The organism is Bradyrhizobium sp. USDA 4452, assembly GCF_054063575.1.
Genome location: NZ_JBSSGK010000001.1, coordinates 6,502,371 through 6,524,296, shown reverse-complemented (window position 1 = coordinate 6,524,296; position 21,926 = coordinate 6,502,371). Strand labels below are relative to the sequence as shown.

The following is a 21,926-nucleotide window of genomic DNA, read 5'->3' as shown; positions in this document are numbered from 1 at the left end:
GAGGCGGTCTGCCAAGATTTGTTCGATCCGCAACACCTGCAACAGGGATCTGTCATGAGCGTCGACATCGGCGGTCGGCTTCGATTCATCCGCGCGCGGCACAAGATGTCGCAGCGCGAGCTCGCCAAGCGCTCCGGCGTGACCAATTCGACGATCTCGCTGATCGAATCCAACCAGATGAACCCGTCGGTCGGCGCGCTGAAGCGGATCCTCGACGGCATTCCGATGGGGCTTGCGGAGTTCTTCGCGATCGAGCCGGAGCGGCCGCGCAAGGCGTTCTATCGCGCCGACGAGCTGACCGAGATCGGCAAGAAGCCGATCTCCTACCTGCAGATCGGCGACAGCCTGTTCGGACGGGCGTTGCAGATCCTGAAAGAGCGCTACGAGCCCGGCAGCGACACCGGCCGGGTGCCGCTGGTGCACGAAGGCGAGGAAGGCGGGATCGTGGTCTCGGGCCGGCTCGAGGTCACGGTCGACGACGAGCGGCGGGTGCTCAATGCCGGCGATGCCTATTACTTCGAAAGCCGCCGCCCGCACCGCTTCCGCTGCATCGGCGCCAAGCCGTGCGAGGTGATCTCGGCCTGCACGCCGCCGACATTTTGAACCCGGCGCAGGCGCTGCGCGACCCAAGCCGCAAGAGCCGCATGTCGCGGCCTTGCGGGTGACATCGATGCCTCGCTCCCCATGGCTTGCCGCCGCCGTCGCGGCCATCACGGTCCTTGCCTCCGGCGACCCATCGCTGGCGATGGACGATTATCTGCGGGCCTCGAGCAGCGCACCGACCACGATCAGCCTGTGCGGCAATAGCGGCGACGACCGGATCAAGACTGCCGACTGCAGGAAGGCCGGCTATGACAAGCTCGTGGCGCAGATCGACAAGGCGTTCGATGCGGCGCTTAGCAAGCTGCCGGCCAATGTCAAGCCGCTGCTGAAGCGCGACCAGGCCTGGTTCAACGAGATGATCATCGACGCCGCCGAGGTGCGCGCCGATGCCAACGAGGACGAGCTGAAGCAGGCTTTTGCCGAGGCTTTACGGCGCCGGGCGGCAGCCCTCAACGGTATCGGATCCGGCCGGAGCGGCCTGTCAGGCACATGGGTCAATGCGTTCGGCAGTGTCAAGCTGACGCCGGCCGACGGCGGCGGCTATCGCCTCGCCGCCGATCTGCGCGGCGATTATGGCGGCGACCGCAGGCGGAGCTGCAAGCTCACCGCCGAGTTGAAGACCTCGGGGACTGGCTGGCCCTCTGGTGCCGTGGTGATCGAAGCGGACGCATCCGCCGACAAGCCCAAGACAGACGCGGCCGCCGTCCCCGCCAAACCACCTTCAATAAAACTCCGCCGCCAGGGCGAGACCTTGCGGATCGTCGGCAGCATCGATGACGAGGAGTTTGCCGGGCTCAACGACTGCTCGTCGATGTGGCAGGTCACCGGCAGCTACTTTGCTGTCGGCAAGGATGCGGCATCCGACAAGGCCGACACCGCGTTCGTCGCGCCGACCTTCGACTGCACCAGGCCCGAGACCGCAACCGACGAGGAGATCTGCGCCGATCCTGATCTCGCCGACAACGACCAGCGGCTGAACCGCGCCTGGAAGGCGCTACAGCCGCGGCTCGACGAGGCGACGCGGCGCGCGCTGATCGACGACCAGCGCAACTGGGTGAAGAGCCAGACCCAACAATTCCCGGAATTCCTGCATCCGGCCTGGAACAAGCAGAACTCGCAGGTCCACTTCACCGTCGATGCGCGCGATCACGTCAACGGCTTGCAGCGCGAGCGCCTGGCGCTGCTCGACGGCTTCGACGACAAGCGCAGCGGGCTGGCCGGCATCTGGCTCGCCTACAACGCCATCATCAAGGTCACCGCGGAGAAGGACGGCACGCTGAAGGCCGTCGGATGGAAGTGGGACCAGGGCGACTGGAAGGCCGGCTGCGATTACGAGATGACGGGCAAGATGATCGGCGGCGCATTCCGCTCCGACGCGCAGCGTGAGAATCCGGATACGCTCGAGCGCGACCACGCGATGCTGATCGTCAACCGGCAGGACGATGCCTTTGCCAAGAAGCGCACCGACGACAGCGCCGACGAAGCCAAATGCAAGCGCCGGCTCGACAACTCCTCGACTGCGCGGCTGTTTCCCGCCCGCCCCTCGCCCGACATCGACAATCTCAAGGGCTCGATCCGCTGAAGAGTCGGATGGCGGGCTGTTACGGTCACAAATTGCGCGTCTGCCTGTCGCCATAGGCGATCACGAAGGCGACCGTCCCGAACATCATGGTTACGGCGATGACAACGAGAATGGTATCGAGGGTCATGGCAGTCCTCCAAGGTTGACGAATCAAGGCTAGTGCGCCGGCCGGAAGGAACCTTGCGGCAGATCAATTTTCTGAGGAGATCGATCGTTGGTGAAACCATGCGACCGGCTTTCACGTAAGCTGGGGCAGTCGCCACGGAGCATCCGCATGCGCGCGATCGCCCTCATTGCCGCCATCCTGTTCGCCCTCGCCTCGCCGGCGATCGCCGATGACGTCGCCACCGCGCAAGGCGTGATCCGCGCCCAGGAGCAGGCGTTCGGCCGCGACGATGCCGCGGCGGCCTATTCCTATGCCGCGCCGGCGATCCGGCAGATATTTCCGCAGGCCGATATCTTCATGTCGATGGTGCAGAACCAGTACGCGCCGGTCTATCGCCACAGGAGCTTCGAATTCGGCGCGGCGCAGAGCGACGGCGACCGGATCGCGCAGCGCGTTCAGATCGTCGACGCCAATGGCGAGGCGTGGGAGGCGCTCTATACGCTGGAGCGGCAGGCCGACGGCAGTTTGAAGATCACCGGCTGCTCATTGCAGAAGGCAGGCCAGGCGGTGTGACCGCACGGATCGGCGCCGCATCGGTCGCCTTGGGCCGGTCGCTTCAGGACAAGCCTTTTCTCAGCCGAAGCCTGTCTTCAAGCCAGTCGAAGATGACTTCATTCGCCAAAGTAGGATTGTCGATATGCCCCTGCATCGCAGCGGTTTCGGCGCGCCTGAACAGGATCAGGCTGGCGTCGCGATGAATGCTGCTCAATTGATCGCCGAATTCGATCAGGGCGCCGGGAAGAAGCCAGCCGCCCTCGCCCGCGGTGACCAGGAGCGGACAATCGATGCTCCGCGAGATCGCATTGGCTTCGTCGAGCCATCCGGCCTGCTCGCCGTCGCCGGCTTGCCGATAGAAGAAACTCTTCTCGTGCGAGTCCCAAATTCCGGCGTCGCACACCGCGGCGGCAAAGCGGGCGTCACTTGCGGCTGCGCGGGCGACCAAGGAGGAGTTGCAGGCGTCCGCGACGATGGCGATCCGCGTGCTGTCGACACCGGGCTTCTCCCAAAGAAAATCGAGCACCCGGCTCATGGCGGCTTCGAACTTGTGGCCCTCGAGCCGTTCCGGCGACAAGGCCGTCTGCGTCCCCAGCAGATCCACGGCGAGCAGCGAGAACCCGCGCTCGTTGGCATGACCTGCGTATTTGGTGATCAACTCTTCCTTGTAGGAACCCGGCTCGCCGACGCACACGATGACGGGTCCATCGTCGCGAAAGGCTGACGGCAGATAGTAGGCTTGAAGGGACAGGTCCTCGGTCCAGGGAATCGAGAGCACCTGGCCGACCGGAACCCGGCTCTTCAAGAAGCTGGTTGCGCACCGCCGCATGCCGTCGACGGCACGGTTCAGCAAATCGTTGGCGTATCCGGGAGGCCTTGCGGCGGCGTGAAAGTAGGTCGTAGCCCGAAGCCAGTTGCGACGTGCGGTGACCAGATTGTTGTTCAGCAGCGAATGCTCGGCTCTCGTCTCGTTCCGTTCCGCGGTCTTGATCCACTCCGCGGACCACGAGCTCTCCGAAGCGAGGTTTATCTTGCTCAATGTCAACCAGCATTCGGAGACCGTCGAACCGCCTTCCTGTGCTGCGGCCAGGAGCTTGATGAACTCCGCCGACAGATCCTCGCGATCCGGCCAGGCGGGCCAGCCCTTGTCATCGAACTCGACGCTGCTCGACGAGGCACCACGCGCCCCACAGTGGTCACGCATATTTGGTCAACTCGTTCGCAGCCCGGCTCTGCCGCCGGTACGCGTTATCGATACGAGTCCGCCCATTGGCGTCGGCGTGCCGGCGCCTCGGTGGCCGCGCGAAATCGGCGCTGAAATCGCGAACGCCAATCACCCGGCCCTCCCAAGAAATTATTCCAATACTGATTCATATAATTGAAGTAATTCGGCGGCGGCAAATGTTGATATGGCGGCGCAGGAATGCGTTGCGCTTATGCCTGAGTGGAATGTTGCTGCGGCAATCGTTGCCGAGCAGATGCTCGGTCATGTTCAGGATACCGCCAACTCGCTTGCCTCGTGCAGCGAACTTGCAGCGCGCTCACGAGATCGCGAGAACCAGCGTGCCGCACTTCACTCGGCCGTGACTTCACAGATCGCGAATTCATCGTCGTTCATCGCAAATAAAAAGCCTCCGGCAGGGCATTGCCGGAGGCTTTGGAGGTTAGTTCATGAAGAAGTCTGATATCTCCTCGTCATGGTCGGCAGAGCAACCGACACACGGTTTGTACATGATGCAATAATGTTAGTAAATCATATAATAGGCTCTTCTTTCAAAATCAAAGCCCCGACAGTTTCCCGTCGAGGCTTTGGGTCGCGATCAAGTCCGGATCTACCGGGCCTTACCAGTTGCGCTGCGCGCGCAGCAGCAACATGTAGGTATCCTGGTTGCTGAGGGAGTAGACCGCGGCCGGCTTGCCGATCGCAGCGCTACCCGGGTAGGTGATCGTGCCCGCGTAGTTCTGATCCAGATGGGTGTAGGTGAAGTCAGCCGAGAAGGTCAGGTTCTTCACCGGGGTCCACTGGGTCTGCGTACCGATCTGGGCAACGCTGTAGTCCGGATTGCACGAGGTCAGGTTCGAGGTGGCGCCGATCAGGACGCCGAACGAGCCGCCCACGCCGGTCCCGCCCGGGCCGCAGATGTAGCTCTTGGCGGTGCCGTTGTAGTTCACCTGGGCCCACGCACCATAGACACTGGTGTTCCAATAGGGATTCCAGTTGTGCACGTATGCACCGCGCACGCCGTACGTCGTGATCAGCTGCTGCGAGCCGCCGCTGACGAACACGCTGTCCGGCGCGATGCCGAAGCCGATGCTCTGGTAGGCACCGGGAACGCTGGTGTTGCCGAAGGTGGTGAACGCACCGGCCCCCGAGAGATCCTGGATGTTGTAGCGCGTCGCACCGTTGGTATAGACGCCCTGGACGTTGATGGTATCGCCGGGTCCGGTCGGGATGTTCTTGATCGACAGCGCCAGCTGACCCGCCCAGCCCCACTTGTCGTCGGGATGACCGGTCAACTCGGTGGCGCCGTAATAGGCCGCGTGATTGTCATGCGCCGCGAACGACGCCTGGAACAGACCCCAGGCCTGGTCGACGCGGAGCGAGGCGACCAGATCCGGAGCAATCGTGCCGGCATAGTCGCTCGCACCGTAAGGACCGAGCGCGCCGGTCCCCTGCACGCCGAGATTCTGCACGCCGGCCTGATAGTAGGCCGACTGATCCTGGGCCGACAAAGCCAGCGACACGCCGTTGCCGAACTGCGCGGTGTAGGTGAACTGGTTCACACCCGTGACCGTACCGCCGCCACCGACGAGACCGTCGAAGTTGTTGCCGGGATAGTTGGCCCATGGCGTCGCGAACTGCGAGACCGCCTTACCCATGGTGAAGCCGGCGAACTGGATGAAGGCGTAGTAGACGCCGACCGTGCCGGCGGCGACACCGCCCGAACTTGCGTTGTTCGGCGCAGCAGACGTTCCGATCGGCGAGTAGACCGTCGAGCCAGCCGCCGCGCCCGCGCCGTAGCTGTCCGAGGTCCAGCTGAAGGTCGCATCGAAGAAGGTGCGAACCACGCCGTACTCGGTCGCGGTGCGGGTGTCGACGTTGAGGTCTTCACGCGAGCGCCAGGTGTAACCGTTGGTGAAGCGGTTCTGTGCGCCGCCCGCGCCGGCGTAGTTGCCGGTGTGGTCCGAGTTGGTGTTCGCCAGAACGTCGACGCGCAGGTAGCCGCCCAGCTTGATGCAGGTGTCGGTGCCCGGAATGAAGTAGAAGCCCGGGCCATAGAGCGAGCAGACCTTCACGTACTCGACTGCCTTGGCCTTGACCGGAAGGTCGGCCGCCATGGCGCCACTGCTCGCGGCGAGAGTTGCCACCGAGGCCAACAAGAGGCCCTTAATTATCTTCATGCTATCCTCCAAGTGATGCCTTGCACTGCTGGCAAAGCGACAAACGTTCCCCTCCCGAAAACCGCTGCGGCGCAGCCATTTTCAAGATGCTCGTGGTCAACTCGGCCACTGCAGGCGTGAGATGGTGGATGCCCCCCATCTACGACGGGGAACAATGCAATCGGGTAGTCACATATTCAACTTATATTAGTTAGTCACCATATGTTTGCGCACCCATGTGTCATTCAGGCAACGCATCGACGAACATTTTTGTCAGGCCAGCTTCAAAAATCGCCCGATATAGGTGAAGATGAATTTTTGTTAAGGAACGCCATGAGCGAGCGCAGATCGACCGACAAAGTGCAGGACGCGGCTGAACGTTTGGCTTGGGAGATCGTGTCGACCAGCATCCGACTCGACGAGTTGCGCAGCATCTGGGCCAAGATGATCGGGGTCACCGGACCGCAATGGATGATCATGACGGTGCTGGCGAACGCCGAGGACCGCAGCGTCGGCCTGCCGGTCGGCGCGGTTTCGCGGGCGCTGCGCGTCGATCAGTCGTTTGTGGTGACGCAGTCGAAGCTGCTCGAGAAGAAGAACCTGCTGCGCCGCAAAAATTCGACCGAGGATGCCCGGGTCGTGAACCTGTCGCTGACCGAGCATGCGAAGAAGCAAATGGCGAACCTGTCCGCGCAGCGCAAGGAGTTGAACGAGTTCGTCTATGCCGAACTCGACCTGCGCGAGCTGCAGCAACTCACCGGCAAGATGGACTCCATCAAGAACCGCCTGGAAAAGGCGATCGCGCGGATCTCGCTCGATCTTTAATGGATCAGGCGATGGCGAGCCGCTGCCGCGCCCGCATCAGGAGCAGCAGCATGATGCTGACATTGAGCAGGTTCCAGGCGAGACCATTGGTGAAGGCAGCGGCGTAGGAGCCGGTGGCGTCGAAGATCACGCCGGAGATCCAGCCGCCGAACGACATGCCGAACACCGAGGCGAAGATCACGATGCCGATCCGGGTCGCAGCCTCCGACGCCGGCATCGCCTCCCGCACGATGATGGCGTAGCTCGGCACGATGCCGCCCTGGAACAGGCCGAACATCGCCGAGATGATGTAGAGCGAGCTCAGGCTGTCGAAGAACAGATAGAACAGCAGCGCTGTGCCCTGCGCGATCGAGCCGATCAAGAGCGTGCGGATGCCGCCGATCCGGTCGGCGAGGAAGCCGGAGCCGATTCGGCTGATGATGCCGAAGCCGAGCATCAGCGACAGCATCTCGGCGCCGCGCGCCACACCGTAGCCGAGATCGCCGCAATAGGCGACGATGTGGACCTGCGGCATCGCCATCGCCACGCAGCACGCGATTGATGCGAGCGACAGGATCGCGGTCAGCGCATTGGTGGAGAGCCGCATGTCGACCCGCGGCGGCGCCGCGTTGACATGGTTGCGCCTGACGGCCGCCCCCATCAACAAGCGCAGCAACATGAGTGCAAGCATCATCGCGACCGCGGTGAAAATGCCGATCACGATGTGGGTGGTGCGCCAGCCGACGCTCTGGATGCCGAAATTGACCAGCGGCGGCCACACCGTACCACCGATGTAATTGCCGCTCGCGGCGATCGCGACCGCAAGGCCACGGTAGCGCTCGAACCAGTGCGAGGCCTCCGCCATCAGCGGACCGAAGGTCGCAGCCGACGACAGGCCGATCGCGAAATGCAGCAGGATGAAGGCCCAGACCGACGGCGCGTAGCCGGCGCCGATATAGCCGAGACCGAGAATGCCGATCCCGGCGCCGATCGCGGCGACGATGCCGAAGCGATCGCTGATCTTGCCGGTCACGACCTGGCCGATGCCGAAGCCGAGCATCACCATCGTGAAGGCGAGCGAGGCCGTTCCGCGCGTCGCGCCGAAGTCGGTCTGCACCGCTGGCAGCGCCACCACCACCGACCACATGCCGACGCTGCCGAGCGAGCCGATGACGACGGCGACGCCGAGGCGCAGCCATGCCCGGCGCGAGTCCGGAATGAACAATGCGGTTTCGGGGGAATATTCAGAAGAAATTACCACGGCACGTGGAACTTCGTCGGCATTTGCCTCGAGGTCAAGCGCGTTGCCGAGAGATTAGGCATGCACCAACAAGGGGACGCGCCGAACCCACCGATGCGTGACGCGCCTCAATTGCCGTAGTTCGGATCCTGTGCCTGGAACGGACCGCACTTCGCATCGAGGCCAAAGCGGTGGTCGAAGTCCACGGTGCCACCGCCAACCGGTATGCGCGTCGGCGGCAAGCCGCGCGTGTACTGGTCGACGGTGACGAATTTCTTGTCCGCGCTCATCGTCACGTGCACCGGCTCGAGATCCTTGCCCTTGTTGAGCTCGGTCAGATCGAGCGTGTAGTAGCCATCCGCCGTCTTGCCTGCGGCCATGCCGCCATGCGGCGCGAAGACCACCGATTGCGGCAGGTAGACCTCCATCAGGACACCGTTACCCTTGCAGGCGATCATGCGGATCATCCAGGCGCGGTCGTCCGGCAGCGTTGCGGCCGATGCCGGCAGCGACAGCAGCGCAATTGCGGCAGCAAATCCTGCCGTCACGGTTCGACCTGCCTGATTGGTCATGGATGGCCTCTGGCGGCTGAGTGGCGTTGCTGGCGTTTCGTCGGGGACCGGGCCGCTAAAGTTCAATCTGCGTTGTGCGCCGCGGGAATCGCAGTCCACCCGACCGGGAATATCGCCCGTCGAGCCGCGATCCATCCTGACGAGAAAAACTGCTACAATGCGAGCCGGTTCACATTGGCGGCTTGCCGTCCGGACCTATCATCCCGTCGGATGGCGCGCAGCTCGCAAGGTAGCCGGATCGAAGCGCACACTGCCGGAGGATCGTCATGCATTCGTTGTCAGCAGAATGGTTACCCGTTGCGTCAGCGCCGTCGGACCGGGAGCTCGAGGTCTGCGTCCTCGACTATGACGGCATGGTTCACGCGCTCATGTTCCCCTGCCACCGCGACGGCACTGCGTGGGTCGACCATGCCAGCAGCAAGCCTCTCGACATCCAGCCGACGCATTGGCGCAGATGGGTGCAGTCCGCCAATTAAGGCGGCCATGACCGGCTCCAGGCCAACGCCGATCTCGCGCCGCTCGGTAGATTGAGCTAGGATTGCCACGTGAGGTTCAACGGTGGGCCAGGAGGCTCGTCATGGAATCACACGTGATCCCTTTCGAAAATCGCTGGACGAACGGCAAGCATGCCTGGGAATGGCATTGCGAGCTCGAGCGGCTGGGCGTGCCGACGGTCCGGACGATGTATTGCGAGCATGAGACGCACTATCGCGATCAGGCGGCAGTCGTGTTCGACATCCCTGCCGGCTTTGTCCACGACTGGCTGGCCTTCCACGATCGGCGCGCCGCCCGGCGGCAATTGCTGTGGCGCGCCAGGGTCATCGGGCTCGGCATCATCGCAGCATCGGGCACCGTGCTCGGTGCGCTCCGATAGAGGCCGGTGACACCCGCGCCCGGAACCGCCGGACGGGTCCCGCCCCTCCTGGCCCAAAATCCCAGTGACCTGAAGCCTGCGACGTCCCGCGCGGCCCCTGGACGGCATTTATTAACCCTTTGCTAACCATACACCCGGCAAGAATTGCCGAGTGAAGTCGAGTGTCGTCGAACGCGTCTAACGGGCGGAGATCCCCGTGAACGCCAGCGCGGTGCCTCACTTTCGGAACGGCGGCCCTGCGGCCGTCGCGCAGACGCTTGGCGGCCGTAGCCGCCAGTCGCGGGGGAGAGCGGCTACCATGGTCGACGTCACGGCGGGGCAAGGCACGGCAGGCAAAGGCGGATTGCCTGGTCTCGGCGAGATCGGCGACATCCTCAAGCGCGGCGATCTCGCGCTGGCGCTCGGCGTCCTCACCATCCTGGTGGTGCTGATCCTGCCGCTGCCCGCGATCGTGCTCGACCTGTTTTTGGCGGTCTCGATCACTGTCTCGATCCTGATCCTGATGACCTCGCTGTTCATCCAGGCGCCGCTGGAATTCTCGTCGTTTCCGACCATCCTGCTGATCTCGACCATGCTGCGGCTGTCGCTGAACATGGCCTCGACCCGCCTGATCCTGAGCCACGGCCACGAGGGCACCGCGGCCGCCGGCCACGTCATCGAGGCGTTCGGCAACTTCGTGATGGGCGGCAACTTCGTGATCGGCATCATCGTGTTCGCGATCCTGGTGATCGTGAACTTCGTGGTCATCACCAAGGGTTCGGGCCGTATCGCCGAAGTCGCGGCACGCTTCCAGCTGGACTCGATGCCCGGCAAGCAGATGGCGATCGACGCCGACCTGTCCGCCGGCCTGATCGACGAGAAGGCCGCCAAGGAGCGCCGCAAGGCGCTGGAAGACGAGAGCGGCTTCTTCGGCGCGATGGACGGTGCCTCGAAATTCGTCCGCGGCGACGCCATCGCCGGCCTCCTGATCGTCGGCATCAACATCGTCGGCGGCATCATCATCGGCGTCGCCCAGCAGGGCCTCTCCTTCGGCGAAGCCGCCCGCACCTACACCGTGCTGACGGTGGGCGACGGCCTCGTCACCCAGGTGCCCGCGCTGATCGTCTCGACCGCCGCCGGCCTCCTGGTTTCCAAGGCCGGCATCACCGGCGCCGCCGACAAGGCGCTGATGCGCCAGCTATCCGGCTATCCGCAGGCGCTCGGTATGTCGGCCGGCGTCATGCTGGTGCTGGCGCTGCTGCCGGGCATTCCGACATTGCCGTTCCTGGCGCTGGGCTCTGGCGCCGCGGCGCTGGCCTGGAATGCCCGCAACCAGAAGCGCGCGGCCAAGGCGGCCGAAACGGCAGCGGCCGCCGCCCCCGCTGCAGCCGCGGCCGCCGCCGCTGCCGCCGCGGAGGAGCCGATCGCCGCCGCGCTGAAGATCGACGACCTCAAGATCGAGCTCGGCTATGCGCTGCTGCCGCTGGTCAACGGCCCCGACGGCACCGATCGCCTCACCGAGCAGATCAAGGCGCTGCGCCGTTCGCTCGCGATCGAGATGGGTTTCGTGATGCCGGCGGTGCGCATCCTCGACAATGTGCAGCTCGAGGCCAACAGCTACGCCATCAAAATCAAGGAAGTCGACGCCGGCACCGGCAAGATCTGGCCGAGCCAGTTCATGGTCATGGATCCCGCCGGCAACCAAGTGCAGCTGCCCGGCATCCACACCATCGAGCCGACCTTCGGCCTGCCCGCGACATGGGTCGACGCCGGCCTGAAGGAAGAGGCCGCGCTGAAGGGCTACACCGTGGTCGACGCCGCGACCGTGCTGTCGACGCACCTGACCGAGCTGCTGAAGACCAACATGTCGGACTTGCTGTCCTACGGCGAGGTGCAGAAGCTCTTGAAGGACCTGCCGAAGGAGCAGGGCGAGTTGATCAAGGACATCGTCCCGAGCCAGGTCACGGTGTCGGGCATCCAGCGCGTGCTGCAATTGCTGCTCGCCGAGCGGATCTCGATCCGCGACCTCTCGACCATCCTCGAGGGCATCGCCGACGCGCTGGCGTTCTCGCGCAATCCGGCCACCATGGTCGAGCACGTCCGCGCCCGGCTGGCGCGCCAGATCTGCGCCCAGAACACCTCGCCGAACGGCTACCTGCCGCTGATCGCGCTGTCGGCGCGCTGGGAGCAGGCGTTTGCCGAATCGATCGTCGGCACCGGCGACGACCGCAGCCTGGCGATGCAGCCCTCGAAGCTGTCGGAATTCATGACGGCCGTGCGCAACGCCTTCGAGCAGGCGGCGCGCGAAGGCGAGGCGCCGGTACTGGTGACATCGGCGGCGATCCGGCCGTTCGTTCGCTCTCTGGTGGAACGGTTCCGCTCGCAGACCACCGTTTTGTCGCAGGCCGAGATCCATCCGCGGGCCCGGCTGAAGACCGTCGGCAGCGTGTAGGGCTTCTTGTCTGGACGCGTTTTCTTCACGCGAACCCGGCGTCCATCCCGCATCAAGTGCGGGATAGGCTTCACTCAAAATCGCTCTAGCCGTCGCAAATCACTTGCGTTTTCGCCTGTGCTTTCTCGCCACAGGCAACTGATTTATGTGAAACTGTCCGGAACGGCCCTTTATCGGGTAACATGATCCGGATACTTAGCAAGTTACTGATATTACGCGCAGTTAATGTTGGCTTTGGAAGCTGAAGGCAGCTTTTGATCGCGATTGATCACGTATCATCACGCCCTTGTGATGACCTCTGGGGAACGGAATCGGGAAATCCTACGTTAGTGGGGCACGAGACGTTGAACCGGACAGCAAACCGAACCGACAGATTTAGCGAGAGCAGGAAGGCGGCAGGAGACTTCCATGAACCACTCGATCTACAGCGCCGATCGTATGACGCACCTGAAGATTGTGGTCGTGGCGTTGTTCGCCGGTATCCTGGTCGCGGGCTTTGGCATCGCGGCACATAACTCGTCGGATGATGGTTACACGCAGACGGCGCGGGTCATGAAGGCTGGCAAGCCGGTCGCGATCACTAGTTCGGGCACGTCGCTGGTCCGCTAACAGGAGAGTTTCACGAATTCACGTGGTGTTCTTTACAGCCCCCCAAAGTCGCCACGTGGATATTTAAGACCCTCAACTACCCCCAAGTTGACTATCGAAAACGCCCGCTCCCCACGGGCGTTTTCTTTTTTGCGGATGAGCTGCGCGAAGTCACACCCTGAAACGCACAAACTCCATCCACGTCATTGCGAGCGAAGCGAAGCAATCCATTGTCACCGAGCATGCGGAAGGATGGATTGCTTCGTCGCTGACGCTCCTCGCAATGACGGGCTACAATGGAATATTGAGTTCGCGCCTATCGCGGCGACCCCGACGCGCCCGGCACGGTCTCGATCAGCTTGCCGGTGAAGATCGGCGCCGAGGTCGGCTGGCCGTTCGGCGAACCGCCGGCCTGCTCGACCGTCACCGCGTAGGTCGCGCCGTTGATTACATCGGGATCGTAGCCCGACAGCACCGGGCGCGCAGTGAAATCATCGGCGCCGATCACGCCGAGCGAGCGCGGCTGCGGCAGTCTGTCGGAGATCAGCCAGAGCTCGAAGCTCTTGCCGGGCTCGGACGCGGCGTCGACCTTGCGCACCGTGAAATTCTTGGTCGCGCCATCGATGGTCATGATGAAGGCTGGCCCGCCATTCGGCCCCTGCAGCAGCGCGACATATTGCGCCGACGGCGCGAGCGCCGGCGCCGGCGTCTTCACTTCGACGGTCTGGATGCGCGGCTTCGGCCGGATCGCGTTCGGCAAGGCGTCGGGCCGGTAGATCTGCAATCCGAGTGTCACCAGCAGCGCGGCCGCGATCGCGGTCGCGGCCGAGGCGATGCCGCGCCAGCGCTTCACGCGGTTCGAAAGCGCGGTCACGTTGCGCTCGTCGAAGACGACCCGTGGCTGCCGGAGCTCGGGCAGCCGCCTAGGCTCGGCTGACTGCGGCATCCCGGCTGACGGCGGCGGCTCCGGATCGAACGCCGAGCCGAATTCGGGATCGTCGGTCGTCGGCGCAGGCGGCGGCGTCACCGTCGCGGCCGGCGTCTCAGGCAGCACCAGCGGCGCCTGCGGCGGGCCGGCATGGCCGATCGCCGCCTTGATGTTCTCCCAGACCACCGGACGCGGCTCGACGAGGCCGACCATCTGGTTCAGCGTCCCGAGCCTGAACTCCCAGGCCTGCACGAGGGCTGCGAACTCGTTGTCGACGGCCATCATGGTCTCGACCTGCGTACGCTCGTCGGCATCGAGGGTACCGAGCGCATATTCCGCGGCGAGCGCGATATGGTCTTCGCTATAGGCCATCAATCAGAGTCCAAGACACTCCCGGATATCCATCAGGCTGCGGCGCAGCCAGGTCTTCACCGTATTCACCGGTGTCTCGAACTTTGCGGCGAGCTGCTCGCGGCTCCAGCCGTTGTAATAGGCGAGCAGCACGAGCTTCTGACGATCGGGCTCCAGACGACCGACGCACTCCAGCAACCGCTTCAACTCTTCCGTCATTTCCCGCCGCGCCAGCGGATCGGGCTGGTCGGCGGCGACTTCCATCGCGGCCGGCTCTTCTTCCAGCGAGGTCTCGCCTCGCTTGCGCACGACATCGATGGCGCGGTTGCGCGCAATCGACGTCATCCATGTGATCGGCGAAGACAGGGCCGGATTGAACTGCCCGGCGCTGTTCCAGACCTTGACGTAAGCCTCCTGAATGACCTCCTCGGCGAGGTCCTGACGCCGCAAGATACGGAGCACGACGCCAAAGAGTTTCGCCCGGGTCGCGGCGTACAGCCGCTCGAAGGCGGCCTGATCCCCCTTCGCGACGGCGGCGATCAGCCAGACGAGCTCAGCCGGCGTCAGCATTCAGCGCCCTCCGAGCCTGCATCCCCCACCGCCTCATTGCCACCGCTGCCGATCATCATCTGGTCCGGACCGGTGGTAGCATATTTTGGGACACCACGATCCGCCAAGTGGTCGACAGACGGCGGGCTTGTGGACAGGCGCCCAGCAAAAAGCCCGGGTGATCGGCCCGGGCTCGCAATCTGGTCAGCGGAGGAAGCGAGGTTCAGGCGATGACGCCGAGCCGGGCCCGCATCAGGCCGATCGAATCCATGTCGGCTTGCTCACGGGCACTCTCCTCCGCGCGTTCGCGCGCCTGGTCGCGCTCGTCGAGCAGCTCGACCTTCTTCAGCTCCTCGAATGCTTCCGACAGCAGCGCCTTGGCGTCGTCGAGCTGGGTACGCAGTTCGTCGGCCGAACGGGTCAGGTTCTCGCGGCGCTGGATCGCGGCCTTGGCGTAGGTCGGATAGGCGAAGTGCGAGGGATCGTTGATCCCGGCGCGCTCCTGCTCGGTCTGGATCTCGCGCTCGAGCTCGACGGACATGCGCTGGAAGTCGGCGATCATGCCTTCGATCTGGGTAACCCGACGGCGCTTTTCATCGACCTGAAACTTCTTCAGGCGGATCAGCGTTTCACGTGACTTCATCGACTCATACTCCCCAGAAGTCCCAATTCTGAACGCGGGACAGAACCGGCTCCCCGCTGGGCCCCGCCGGCATAGCTATGGTGTGCCGGGGATGATGGCCTGACAAAGTTAGCGTTCCGTTTCCAAACCCGACAGGATTTGAGCGAGTTGCCGGTAGCCGTCGCCCAGACTGGTCGCTTCGTCCTTGGCCTGGCGCAGGAAGGCCTCCAGCGGCTCGTGCAGCCGGATCGCCTCGTCGACCTCCGGGCTGGAGCCCGGCCGGTAGGCGCCGAGCCGGATCAGTTCCTCCATGTCGGCATAGGTCGCCATCACCTGCCGCGCCTTGTTGATGAAGGGCAGGAACTCAGGGTCGGCGGACCGCGGCATGGTGCGGGAAACCGACTTGAGGATGTTGACCGCGGGGTAGCGGCCGCGCTCGGCGATCGCCCGCTGCATCACGATGTGGCCGTCGAGGATGCCGCGCACCGCGTCAGCGATCGGCTCGTTGTGGTCGTCGCCGTCGACCAGCACGGTGAAGATCGCGGTGATGGTGCCCTCGCCGGTGCCCGGCCCTGCCCGCTCGAGCAGCTTCGGCAGTTCGGTGAACACGGTCGGCGTGTAGCCCTTGGCGGTCGGCGGCTCGCCCGCCGAGAGCCCGATCTCGCGCTGCGCCATCGCAAAGCGCGTCACCGAATCCATCAGGCACAGCACGTCCTGGTCCTCGTCGCGGAAATATTCCGCAATGGCGAGCGTGAGGTAGGCCGCCTGGCGCCGCATCAGCGCCGGCTCGTCCGAGGTGGCGACCACCACGACCGAGCGCGCCAGCCCCTCCTCGCCGAGATCCTCCTGGAGGAATTCCTGCACCTCGCGGCCGCGTTCGCCGATCAGCCCGATCACCGAGATCGCGGCATCGACATTGCGAGCCAGCATCGACAGCAGCACCGACTTGCCGACACCGGAGCCGGCGAAGATGCCGAGCCGCTGGCCGCGGCAGCAGGTCAGGAAAGTATTGAGACCGCGCACGCCGAGGTCGAGCGGCGGGCCCACACGCTTGCGCGAATGTGCCGGGGGCGGCGAGTTGCGGTAGGACATCGGCGAAGCGCCCTGGACCAGCGGCCCCTTGCCGTCGATCGGTTCGCCCATCGCGTTGACGACGCGGCCGAGCCAGGCCGGCGACGGCCGCACCTGGCTCGCCGCGTTGGCGATCACGGCGCGGCAGCCGCGCCTGACGCCCTCGAGCCCGCCGAACGGCATCACCACAGCGTTCTCGCCGGAGAAGCCGATCACCTCGGCCGGGATGGAGCGGCCGGCGCCGACGTCGATCACGATGCGCGCGCCGACCGACATCGCATGAATGGGACCGGCGATCTCGACCATCAGCCCGCGGACGCCGACCACGCGGCCATAAATATTGACGCCGTCGATGTCGCCGATCTGCTCCGCGAGTGCCTTCATTGCGAAAACCTTAAGTTTCGGCAATTTTGCTCCGGCCGCTTAACTTCGTGTTTACCCGCATCATTAATCATTGCGTCACTGTCTTTGGTGACTGAGGTCGCTCGCCCATCAGAAGAAGGGCGAGTCGCGAGAGTCGGTTAGGCCCGGCTCTTAATGTGGAAACTGAACGAGCGCGGTTAGGAAAAGCTTCTTCTACGCAATATCTTAGGGCGATTCGACAAAAATTGCACGGTTAGAGCTTGCGTCGAGGAATCAGTTTTTGTTAACCATATCTCGTCAGGATCCGAATCAGTTGTTCAAAGGCGTTTTGTGAGTGCCGCAAGTGCGGCCGACCTGACGCCCGGAGCGGCGACTATAGGGGACTGGCATGCGCGTTTTGCTGATTGAAGATGATAGCGCCGTCGCGCAGTCGATCGAATTGATGCTCAAATCCGAGAGTTTCAACGTCTACACGACGGATCTCGGTGAAGAAGGCGTCGACCTCGGCAAGCTTTACGACTACGACATCATCCTGCTCGACCTCAACCTGCCCGACATGTCCGGCTACGACGTGCTCAAGCAGCTCCGGGTTTCGAAGATCAAGACTCCCATTCTGATCCTCTCCGGCCTCGCCGGCATCGAGGACAAGGTCAAGGGTCTCGGCGTCGGCGCCGACGACTACATGACCAAACCCTTCCACAAGGACGAGCTGGTCGCCCGCATCCACGCGATCGTGCGCCGCTCCAAGGGTCACGCCCAGTCGGTGATCCAGACCGGCGATCTCGTGGTCAATCTGGACACCAAGACGGTCGAGGTCGGCGGTCAGCGCGTCCACCTCACCGGCAAGGAATACCAGATGCTGGAGCTGCTCTCGCTCCGCAAGGGCACCACGCTCACCAAGGAAATGTTCCTCAACCATCTCTACGGCGGCATGGATGAGCCGGAGCTGAAGATCATCGACGTCTTCATCTGCAAGCTCCGCAAGAAGCTCGCCAACGCCTCCGAGGGCCGCAATTTCATCGAGACCGTGTGGGGCCGCGGCTACGTGCTGCGCGAGCCGCACGAGGCCGACGAGCGCATTCCCGCCTGACGCTTCGCTTTCTACAGCAAACCTCCTGGACCCCGCCGCAAATGGCGGGGTTTTTGTTTGAGAAATTACGCCACCGGGATCGCGGTCAAGGCGGCAAGCAGATCCGCGCCCTTCGGAACGCCGAGCCCGGTGCAGGCGTTCCAACCGGGGCCGGCATCGTAACCCCTGCCGCCGACGCGGTTATTGCCCTGCACGACCGCACGGAACGCGCCAGGGTTGGAATACAGCGCCGCGTTGAGCAAGCCGATCTGCTCGCCGCGCGCGGCGACGGCCATTGCGACCAGCGCGGCCCATAGCGGCGTCGCGGCGCTGGTCCCGCTCATCGCCATCGCCTGTCCGTTGACGATGATGCGGTAGCCCGGGCTCGCCGACGCCGCGCAGGCGACATCGGGCACGCCGCGCCTGATGGCGCCGTCGTTCTGCGATTCCGGCAGCGTCACATGCAACTGATAGTCGGGGACGGGAAACGCGTCGCTGATGCCGCCGCCGGTGCCGACCGCGCCGGCGTTCCAGACCGCCTCCGCGGCGGCCGCCCCATTGCCCACGGGCTGGGTGCCGCCGCAGCTCGTCGCATAAGGGCTCGAGGCGGGAAACCAGACATGGACTTTGCCGTCGGTCAGGCCGCTGGTCGCGAGCTGATCACCCGAGGCGAACAGCACGCTGACCCGCAGCCGCGCGGCATCGGCCAGCACCGCCTGCATCGCGTCGCGCCCCGGCTCGGTCCAGTATTTCTCGGCGCTACCCCAGCTGACGGAGATTACCTGCGGCGCGTGCTTCTCATCGAACACCGCCTGATGGATCGCGCCGGTGAGACCGGCGGCGGAGTTCTCGGCAAAGTAGACCGCGATCTTGCCCTTCGGCAGCAGGCCGGCGAGCACCTGGAGATCGAGCGCGATCTCCTGATCGGCGACATCGTTGCTGCCGAAGCTGCCATCATTGCCGGCCGGCGGCACGTTGACGACCACCGGCGGCGGCCGGTCCATGCCGGCCACCGCCATGGCGAGATCGCTCGCGAGATAGCCGCCACCGAGCGCGATGACGCCGACGCAGATCGACGACACGTCGCGATCGAGCGGAATGCCGTAGAGCGCCGCGACGTCAGTCGGCCACAGTCCGCTGCCGCTGCCCGTGTCGGCCTCGGCCCTCACAAGCGGCGTCCTGGTCCGCAGCGGCCGCTGATCGAAGCCGAGAATGGCGCGGGTCCATGGCGCGATCTCGGCCGGCACCGTCAGGCCGCCGACGCGGGCGCGAAACGTGCGCTCGCCGTCGTGGTAGGTGCGCAGCGTCGCGCCGAAGATCTCGACCATCTGCCGCGCGGTGCCTTGCAGCTCGACCGTGCGCGCGACCGGATCGCTGCGGCCGACGGTCAAGCCTCGCTCGGCCGCCAGCCGCACCACGCGGGCGATGGCGCGGGCATGGCTGCGGTGACGCTCCGTCGCGAGCTGGTGCCGCGTGATCGGCCCGGCGAGCCGGGCAAGATCACCGGCGCTGCCCGGCGCAAACTTGTCGGGGGTGCGCCGCTTCACATAGACCACGATGGGGATCCGCTCATCGGGATCGACATCGCCGACCAGCGTCGCACCGACGGGCGCGGCGCGGTTGCTGCCGGCTAGCGGAACCCTGCGCTCGGAGGCGCCCGCCATCGCTGCGATCTCACTTGCCGCTACATGGCGTCGGCTGTACCGGAGTTTGCGTATCGTCGTAGGCGCAGAACGGGATCGACCACACGAAGTCCGCAGCCGTTGCGATGCGCGTGAGGCCCGGCTTGCCTTCGAAGATCGGCGGCTGGCCCGAGAACTTCCAGTACCATTCCGGCAGCAGCGGCCCGAGCGGAGCGACCGGGCCATTCGGACCGAACGACAGGAATCCCGCCTGCGAGGCCGGCGTGCCGTCGGCCTTGAAGGCCGCTCGTCCGTGACAGGTGATGCAGGACGACGTCGCGACGAAGCCGTCCTCGGTGACGGAATTGCCGACCCTGATGTCGAGCCCGACGTTGTCGACGAAATCGGCCTGTGATCCCTTCAGGCAGTAGTTGTTGTAGACGGGATCGATATCCGCGCTCGACAGCATCGCGGTCAGTGCGGCCGTCTTCACGCAATCCGGATAGCCCTGGCCGGCGATCCGGTTCGACGGCACGAATGCGGTCTGCACGCCGAAATTATCGCGGCAACCGATGATGTCGCAGCGGCCCGGATTGAAACGGTGCTCGAACGTCGCCCAGGTCCAGTTCGGCACCTGCTTGCTAATGACATGCATCGAGACCAGGGCGTACTGCACGCCGGCCGCGCTGTTGACGTGATAGAGCTGCGGCACCTGCGCCACCGTCACCTTGTTGTTGGTGAATTGCGGAATGTCGCTGACCGGCATCCAATTGCCCTTCACCTCGATCGAATCGACCGGGAACGACAGCTGCTTGCCGAAGGCGGCCTTCACGCCCGAGCGCTTGTAGAGATTGTTCTGCACGATGAAATCGAACGTCGGCTTGTTGTGACGCGTTTCCTCCATCTGCCCCTGTGCGGCGCCCGGCGGCAGCGCCGGCAACAATCCGCCGCTCTGCTGCACGCCTTCGCGCGCCACCTGCGGCAGGATCGGCGGCCGCAGCGACGGCGGCGTCGCTGCGGCCGGGAACTGCGGATTGGGCTGGAACAGATCGGTATCGCTCGCCCAGGTCTCGAACGTCGAATTGCTGCCGCCGGCGCGGGTGTTGGCCTGGATGAAGAGCTGCCAGGCGACCTGATCCGGCGCGCTCATCGCAGGGTTCGGCGGCGATTGCGCCGCAGCCGGAAGCCCGAGAAGCACCAGCAGACCACAGACGAGCAGCGTGTCGATCGATCTTCTCATCTTGCTCTCCACATTGGATTCAAGGTTGGGGTTCAAGGTTGCAATCCGTTCAAGGTTGGAAGCCGTCCCCCATCCAGCTCGCATAGGTATCGAGCGCGTCCTGCGACCATCGGTGACCGGGCGGCATGAAGCCGGACGACAGTGCAGCGAAGACGCGGCGTGCGTTGGCATGATCGGCAAAGTCATCATTGCCGGCCGGGTCGCAGATCCAGTCGGCGTCGCCGAGCCGAATGCCCTTCGGCGTCATGCAGGCGATGTCGCCCGGTCGAAACATCGGCAGGATGTCGTTGCCAAAGCTGGTCGTCATCGGGATCACCGAGCCCATTCGCGACATGCACTTCTGGTTGCATATCGTATAGGCGACTATCGCTGAAACCGCTGTGAAGCGGCTCACACCGCCGCGCAGCAATTTTCTGCCGGCGGTCGGCGGCCAGCCCACAGCTCAAATCGAACCGAAGCTTCGCGAACCGCGACCAATCAGCTATAGGATGACCATCTAGGGCTGTTCGGGCGCATCACATGATCCTGCAATCCCTCGCCGGCCTGCCGGCGTTCCTGGTCTATTTCTGCACAGCGCTGATCGCCGTGGTCGCCTACCTCTTCGTCTACACACGCGTCACCCCACATGACGAATTCCAGCTGATCCGCGACAACGATCCGGCGGCGGCGATTGCGCTCGGCCTCAGCCTGCTCGGCTTCGTGCTGCCTGTTGTCAGCGCCATCGCGCATTCGGCCAATGTGATCGACTGCATGATCTGGAGCATCATCGCGCTGATCGTGCAGATCATCGTCTTCTACATCGTCAAGATCCCGGTGCCGAACCTGTCGGCGCGGATCGCCTCCGGCGAGATGGCGGCGGCGATCTGGCTCGGGCTGTCCTCGCTGGCCGCAGGCGCGCTGAACGCGGCCTGCATGATCTACTGAGCGATTGAGCTGACCATGGCGCGCAAACCGAACCCGGAATTCGGCAAGCGGCGGCCGGTGGTGCCGGCGGTACCGCCGCGATTGGAACCGCCTTCCAAACGCTCCAACCATGTCGCGCTGCTGGTGATGGGCACGCTCGCGGTCGGCGGCGGCGCCTATGCGCTGATGCCGCGGCAGAATTGCCAGCCCATCCCACCGACGCCTCCGGGCGTGACCGCGCCGGCCCCCGTGCAGCCCGGCGCCGACTGCGCGCCGCGCAGTTCGTCATCCGGATCGGGCGGCAGCGGTGGAGGCGGCGGCTCGTCGCGCAGCAGCTTCTACAGCAGCAGTTCCTCGTCCGGCGGCTCTTCATCCTCGTCGGGTTCATCGTCAACTTCGTCGGTCAGCCGCGGCGGCTTCGGCTCGTTCGCGCATGCGTTCGGCTTCGGCGGCGGCTGACACCGAGCTGACA

General features: G+C 64.5%; 23 protein-coding genes. 12 read left to right on the top strand and 11 right to left on the bottom strand.

The features are described from left to right. Nucleotides 1–54: 54 nt before the first annotated feature. From ACVISU_RS30545 to ACVISU_RS30535, 3 genes are all read left to right on the top strand, one after another. The gene (locus ACVISU_RS30545) at nucleotides 55–603 is read left to right on the top strand and encodes a cupin domain-containing protein (RefSeq protein WP_050401113.1); all 549 of its coding nucleotides are present in this window, start codon (nucleotides 55–57) and stop codon (nucleotides 601–603) included. Nucleotides 604–670: 67 nt separating this feature from the next. Then, complete coding sequence (locus ACVISU_RS30540; protein ID WP_456709415.1) at nucleotides 671–2,185, top strand: lysozyme inhibitor LprI family protein; 1,515 nt, start codon at nucleotides 671–673, stop codon at nucleotides 2,183–2,185. A gap of 274 nt (nucleotides 2,186–2,459) precedes the next feature. Next, the gene (locus tag ACVISU_RS30535) at nucleotides 2,460–2,864 is read left to right on the top strand and encodes a DUF4864 domain-containing protein (RefSeq protein WP_050401115.1); all 405 of its coding nucleotides are present in this window, start codon (nucleotides 2,460–2,462) and stop codon (nucleotides 2,862–2,864) included. A gap of 43 nt (nucleotides 2,865–2,907) precedes the next feature. Here the strand turns inward: ACVISU_RS30535 and ACVISU_RS30530 are convergent, their stop codons facing one another. Beyond that, nucleotides 2,908–4,050, bottom strand: a complete 1,143-nt coding sequence (locus ACVISU_RS30530; protein WP_456709414.1) for an alpha/beta hydrolase family protein — start codon at nucleotides 4,048–4,050, stop codon at nucleotides 2,908–2,910. A gap of 205 nt (nucleotides 4,051–4,255) precedes the next feature. Here ACVISU_RS30530 and ACVISU_RS30525 point away from each other — a divergent pair, with 205 nt between their 5' ends. Then, nucleotides 4,256–4,531, top strand: a complete 276-nt coding sequence (locus ACVISU_RS30525; protein ID WP_456709413.1) for a hypothetical protein — start codon at nucleotides 4,256–4,258, stop codon at nucleotides 4,529–4,531. A 157-nt stretch (nucleotides 4,532–4,688) separates the two neighbouring features. On the opposite strand, the gene ACVISU_RS30520 is transcribed toward ACVISU_RS30525, so the two are convergent. Next, on the bottom strand, nucleotides 4,689–6,248 hold the full coding sequence (locus ACVISU_RS30520; protein WP_063695346.1) for a porin: 1,560 nt from the start codon (nucleotides 6,246–6,248) through the stop codon (nucleotides 4,689–4,691). Between the two features lie 312 nt (nucleotides 6,249–6,560). Here ACVISU_RS30520 and ACVISU_RS30515 point away from each other — a divergent pair, with 312 nt between their 5' ends. After that, nucleotides 6,561–7,052 carry a MarR family winged helix-turn-helix transcriptional regulator gene (locus tag ACVISU_RS30515; protein WP_456709412.1) on the top strand — a complete coding sequence of 164 codons (492 nt, stop codon included), beginning with the start codon at nucleotides 6,561–6,563 and terminating at the stop codon, nucleotides 7,050–7,052. 4 nt (nucleotides 7,053–7,056) lie between these two features. On the opposite strand, the gene ACVISU_RS30510 is transcribed toward ACVISU_RS30515, so the two are convergent. Next, nucleotides 7,057–8,256 (bottom strand): MFS transporter, encoded by a 1,200-nt coding sequence (locus ACVISU_RS30510; RefSeq protein ID WP_456709411.1) that lies wholly within the window; start codon nucleotides 8,254–8,256, stop codon nucleotides 7,057–7,059. 143 nt (nucleotides 8,257–8,399) lie between these two features. After that, nucleotides 8,400–8,843, bottom strand: a complete 444-nt coding sequence (locus ACVISU_RS30505; RefSeq protein WP_050401118.1) for a hypothetical protein — start codon at nucleotides 8,841–8,843, stop codon at nucleotides 8,400–8,402. Between the two features lie 266 nt (nucleotides 8,844–9,109). On the opposite strand from ACVISU_RS30505, the gene ACVISU_RS30500 reads away from it, so the two are divergent. The 4 genes from ACVISU_RS30500 (at nucleotide 9,110) to ACVISU_RS30485 (ending at nucleotide 12,757) form a co-directional block, all read left to right on the top strand. Further along, complete coding sequence (locus ACVISU_RS30500; RefSeq protein ID WP_456709410.1) at nucleotides 9,110–9,319, top strand: hypothetical protein; 210 nt, start codon at nucleotides 9,110–9,112, stop codon at nucleotides 9,317–9,319. 101 nt (nucleotides 9,320–9,420) lie between these two features. Beyond that, nucleotides 9,421–9,717 (top strand): hypothetical protein, encoded by a 297-nt coding sequence (locus ACVISU_RS30495; protein ID WP_456709409.1) that lies wholly within the window; start codon nucleotides 9,421–9,423, stop codon nucleotides 9,715–9,717. Between the two features lie 298 nt (nucleotides 9,718–10,015). After that, the gene (gene flhA / locus ACVISU_RS30490) at nucleotides 10,016–12,148 is read left to right on the top strand and encodes a flagellar biosynthesis protein FlhA (protein WP_050401121.1); all 2,133 of its coding nucleotides are present in this window, start codon (nucleotides 10,016–10,018) and stop codon (nucleotides 12,146–12,148) included. Between the two features lie 408 nt (nucleotides 12,149–12,556). Beyond that, nucleotides 12,557–12,757: a hypothetical protein gene (locus tag ACVISU_RS30485; protein WP_050401122.1), complete on the top strand. Its 201-nt coding sequence runs from the start codon at nucleotides 12,557–12,559 to the stop codon at nucleotides 12,755–12,757. Nucleotides 12,758–13,052: 295 nt separating this feature from the next. On the opposite strand, the gene ACVISU_RS30480 is transcribed toward ACVISU_RS30485, so the two are convergent. The 4 genes from ACVISU_RS30480 to fliI form a co-directional block, all read right to left on the bottom strand. After that, nucleotides 13,053–14,036 (bottom strand): anti-sigma factor, encoded by a 984-nt coding sequence (locus ACVISU_RS30480; protein WP_050401123.1) that lies wholly within the window; start codon nucleotides 14,034–14,036, stop codon nucleotides 13,053–13,055. 3 nt (nucleotides 14,037–14,039) lie between these two features. Further along, on the bottom strand, nucleotides 14,040–14,585 hold the full coding sequence (locus ACVISU_RS30475) for a sigma-70 family RNA polymerase sigma factor (RefSeq protein WP_456709408.1): 546 nt from the start codon (nucleotides 14,583–14,585) through the stop codon (nucleotides 14,040–14,042). Between the two features lie 202 nt (nucleotides 14,586–14,787). Continuing rightward, entirely contained in the window at nucleotides 14,788–15,207 is a 420-nt protein-coding gene (gene fliJ / locus ACVISU_RS30470) for a flagellar export protein FliJ (protein ID WP_050401125.1), read from the bottom strand. 108 nt (nucleotides 15,208–15,315) lie between these two features. Beyond that, complete coding sequence (gene fliI / locus ACVISU_RS30465; protein WP_050401126.1) at nucleotides 15,316–16,641, bottom strand: flagellar protein export ATPase FliI; 1,326 nt, start codon at nucleotides 16,639–16,641, stop codon at nucleotides 15,316–15,318. Nucleotides 16,642–17,008: 367 nt separating this feature from the next. Here fliI and ctrA point away from each other — a divergent pair, with 367 nt between their 5' ends. Continuing rightward, nucleotides 17,009–17,710: a response regulator transcription factor CtrA gene (ctrA, locus tag ACVISU_RS30460; RefSeq protein WP_016848562.1), complete on the top strand. Its 702-nt coding sequence runs from the start codon at nucleotides 17,009–17,011 to the stop codon at nucleotides 17,708–17,710. A 65-nt stretch (nucleotides 17,711–17,775) separates the two neighbouring features. Here the strand turns inward: ctrA and ACVISU_RS30455 are convergent, their stop codons facing one another. The 3 genes from ACVISU_RS30455 to ACVISU_RS30445 are packed head-to-tail and all read right to left on the bottom strand — an operon-like array spanning nucleotide 17,776 to nucleotide 20,858. Then, nucleotides 17,776–19,353 (bottom strand): S53 family peptidase, encoded by a 1,578-nt coding sequence (locus tag ACVISU_RS30455; protein WP_456709407.1) that lies wholly within the window; start codon nucleotides 19,351–19,353, stop codon nucleotides 17,776–17,778. Nucleotides 19,354–19,363: 10 nt separating this feature from the next. After that, nucleotides 19,364–20,551: a hypothetical protein gene (locus tag ACVISU_RS30450; RefSeq protein WP_456709406.1), complete on the bottom strand. Its 1,188-nt coding sequence runs from the start codon at nucleotides 20,549–20,551 to the stop codon at nucleotides 19,364–19,366. 49 nt (nucleotides 20,552–20,600) lie between these two features. Continuing rightward, the gene (locus tag ACVISU_RS30445; RefSeq protein WP_456709405.1) at nucleotides 20,601–20,858 is read right to left on the bottom strand and encodes a hypothetical protein; all 258 of its coding nucleotides are present in this window, start codon (nucleotides 20,856–20,858) and stop codon (nucleotides 20,601–20,603) included. Between the two features lie 212 nt (nucleotides 20,859–21,070). Between ACVISU_RS30445 and ACVISU_RS30440 the strand changes: the two genes are divergently transcribed. Continuing rightward, entirely contained in the window at nucleotides 21,071–21,475 is a 405-nt protein-coding gene (locus tag ACVISU_RS30440) for a DUF350 domain-containing protein (RefSeq protein WP_050401130.1), read from the top strand. Between the two features lie 15 nt (nucleotides 21,476–21,490). Then, entirely contained in the window at nucleotides 21,491–21,913 is a 423-nt protein-coding gene (locus ACVISU_RS30435) for a hypothetical protein (protein WP_456709404.1), read from the top strand. Nucleotides 21,914–21,926 lie beyond the last annotated feature (13 nt).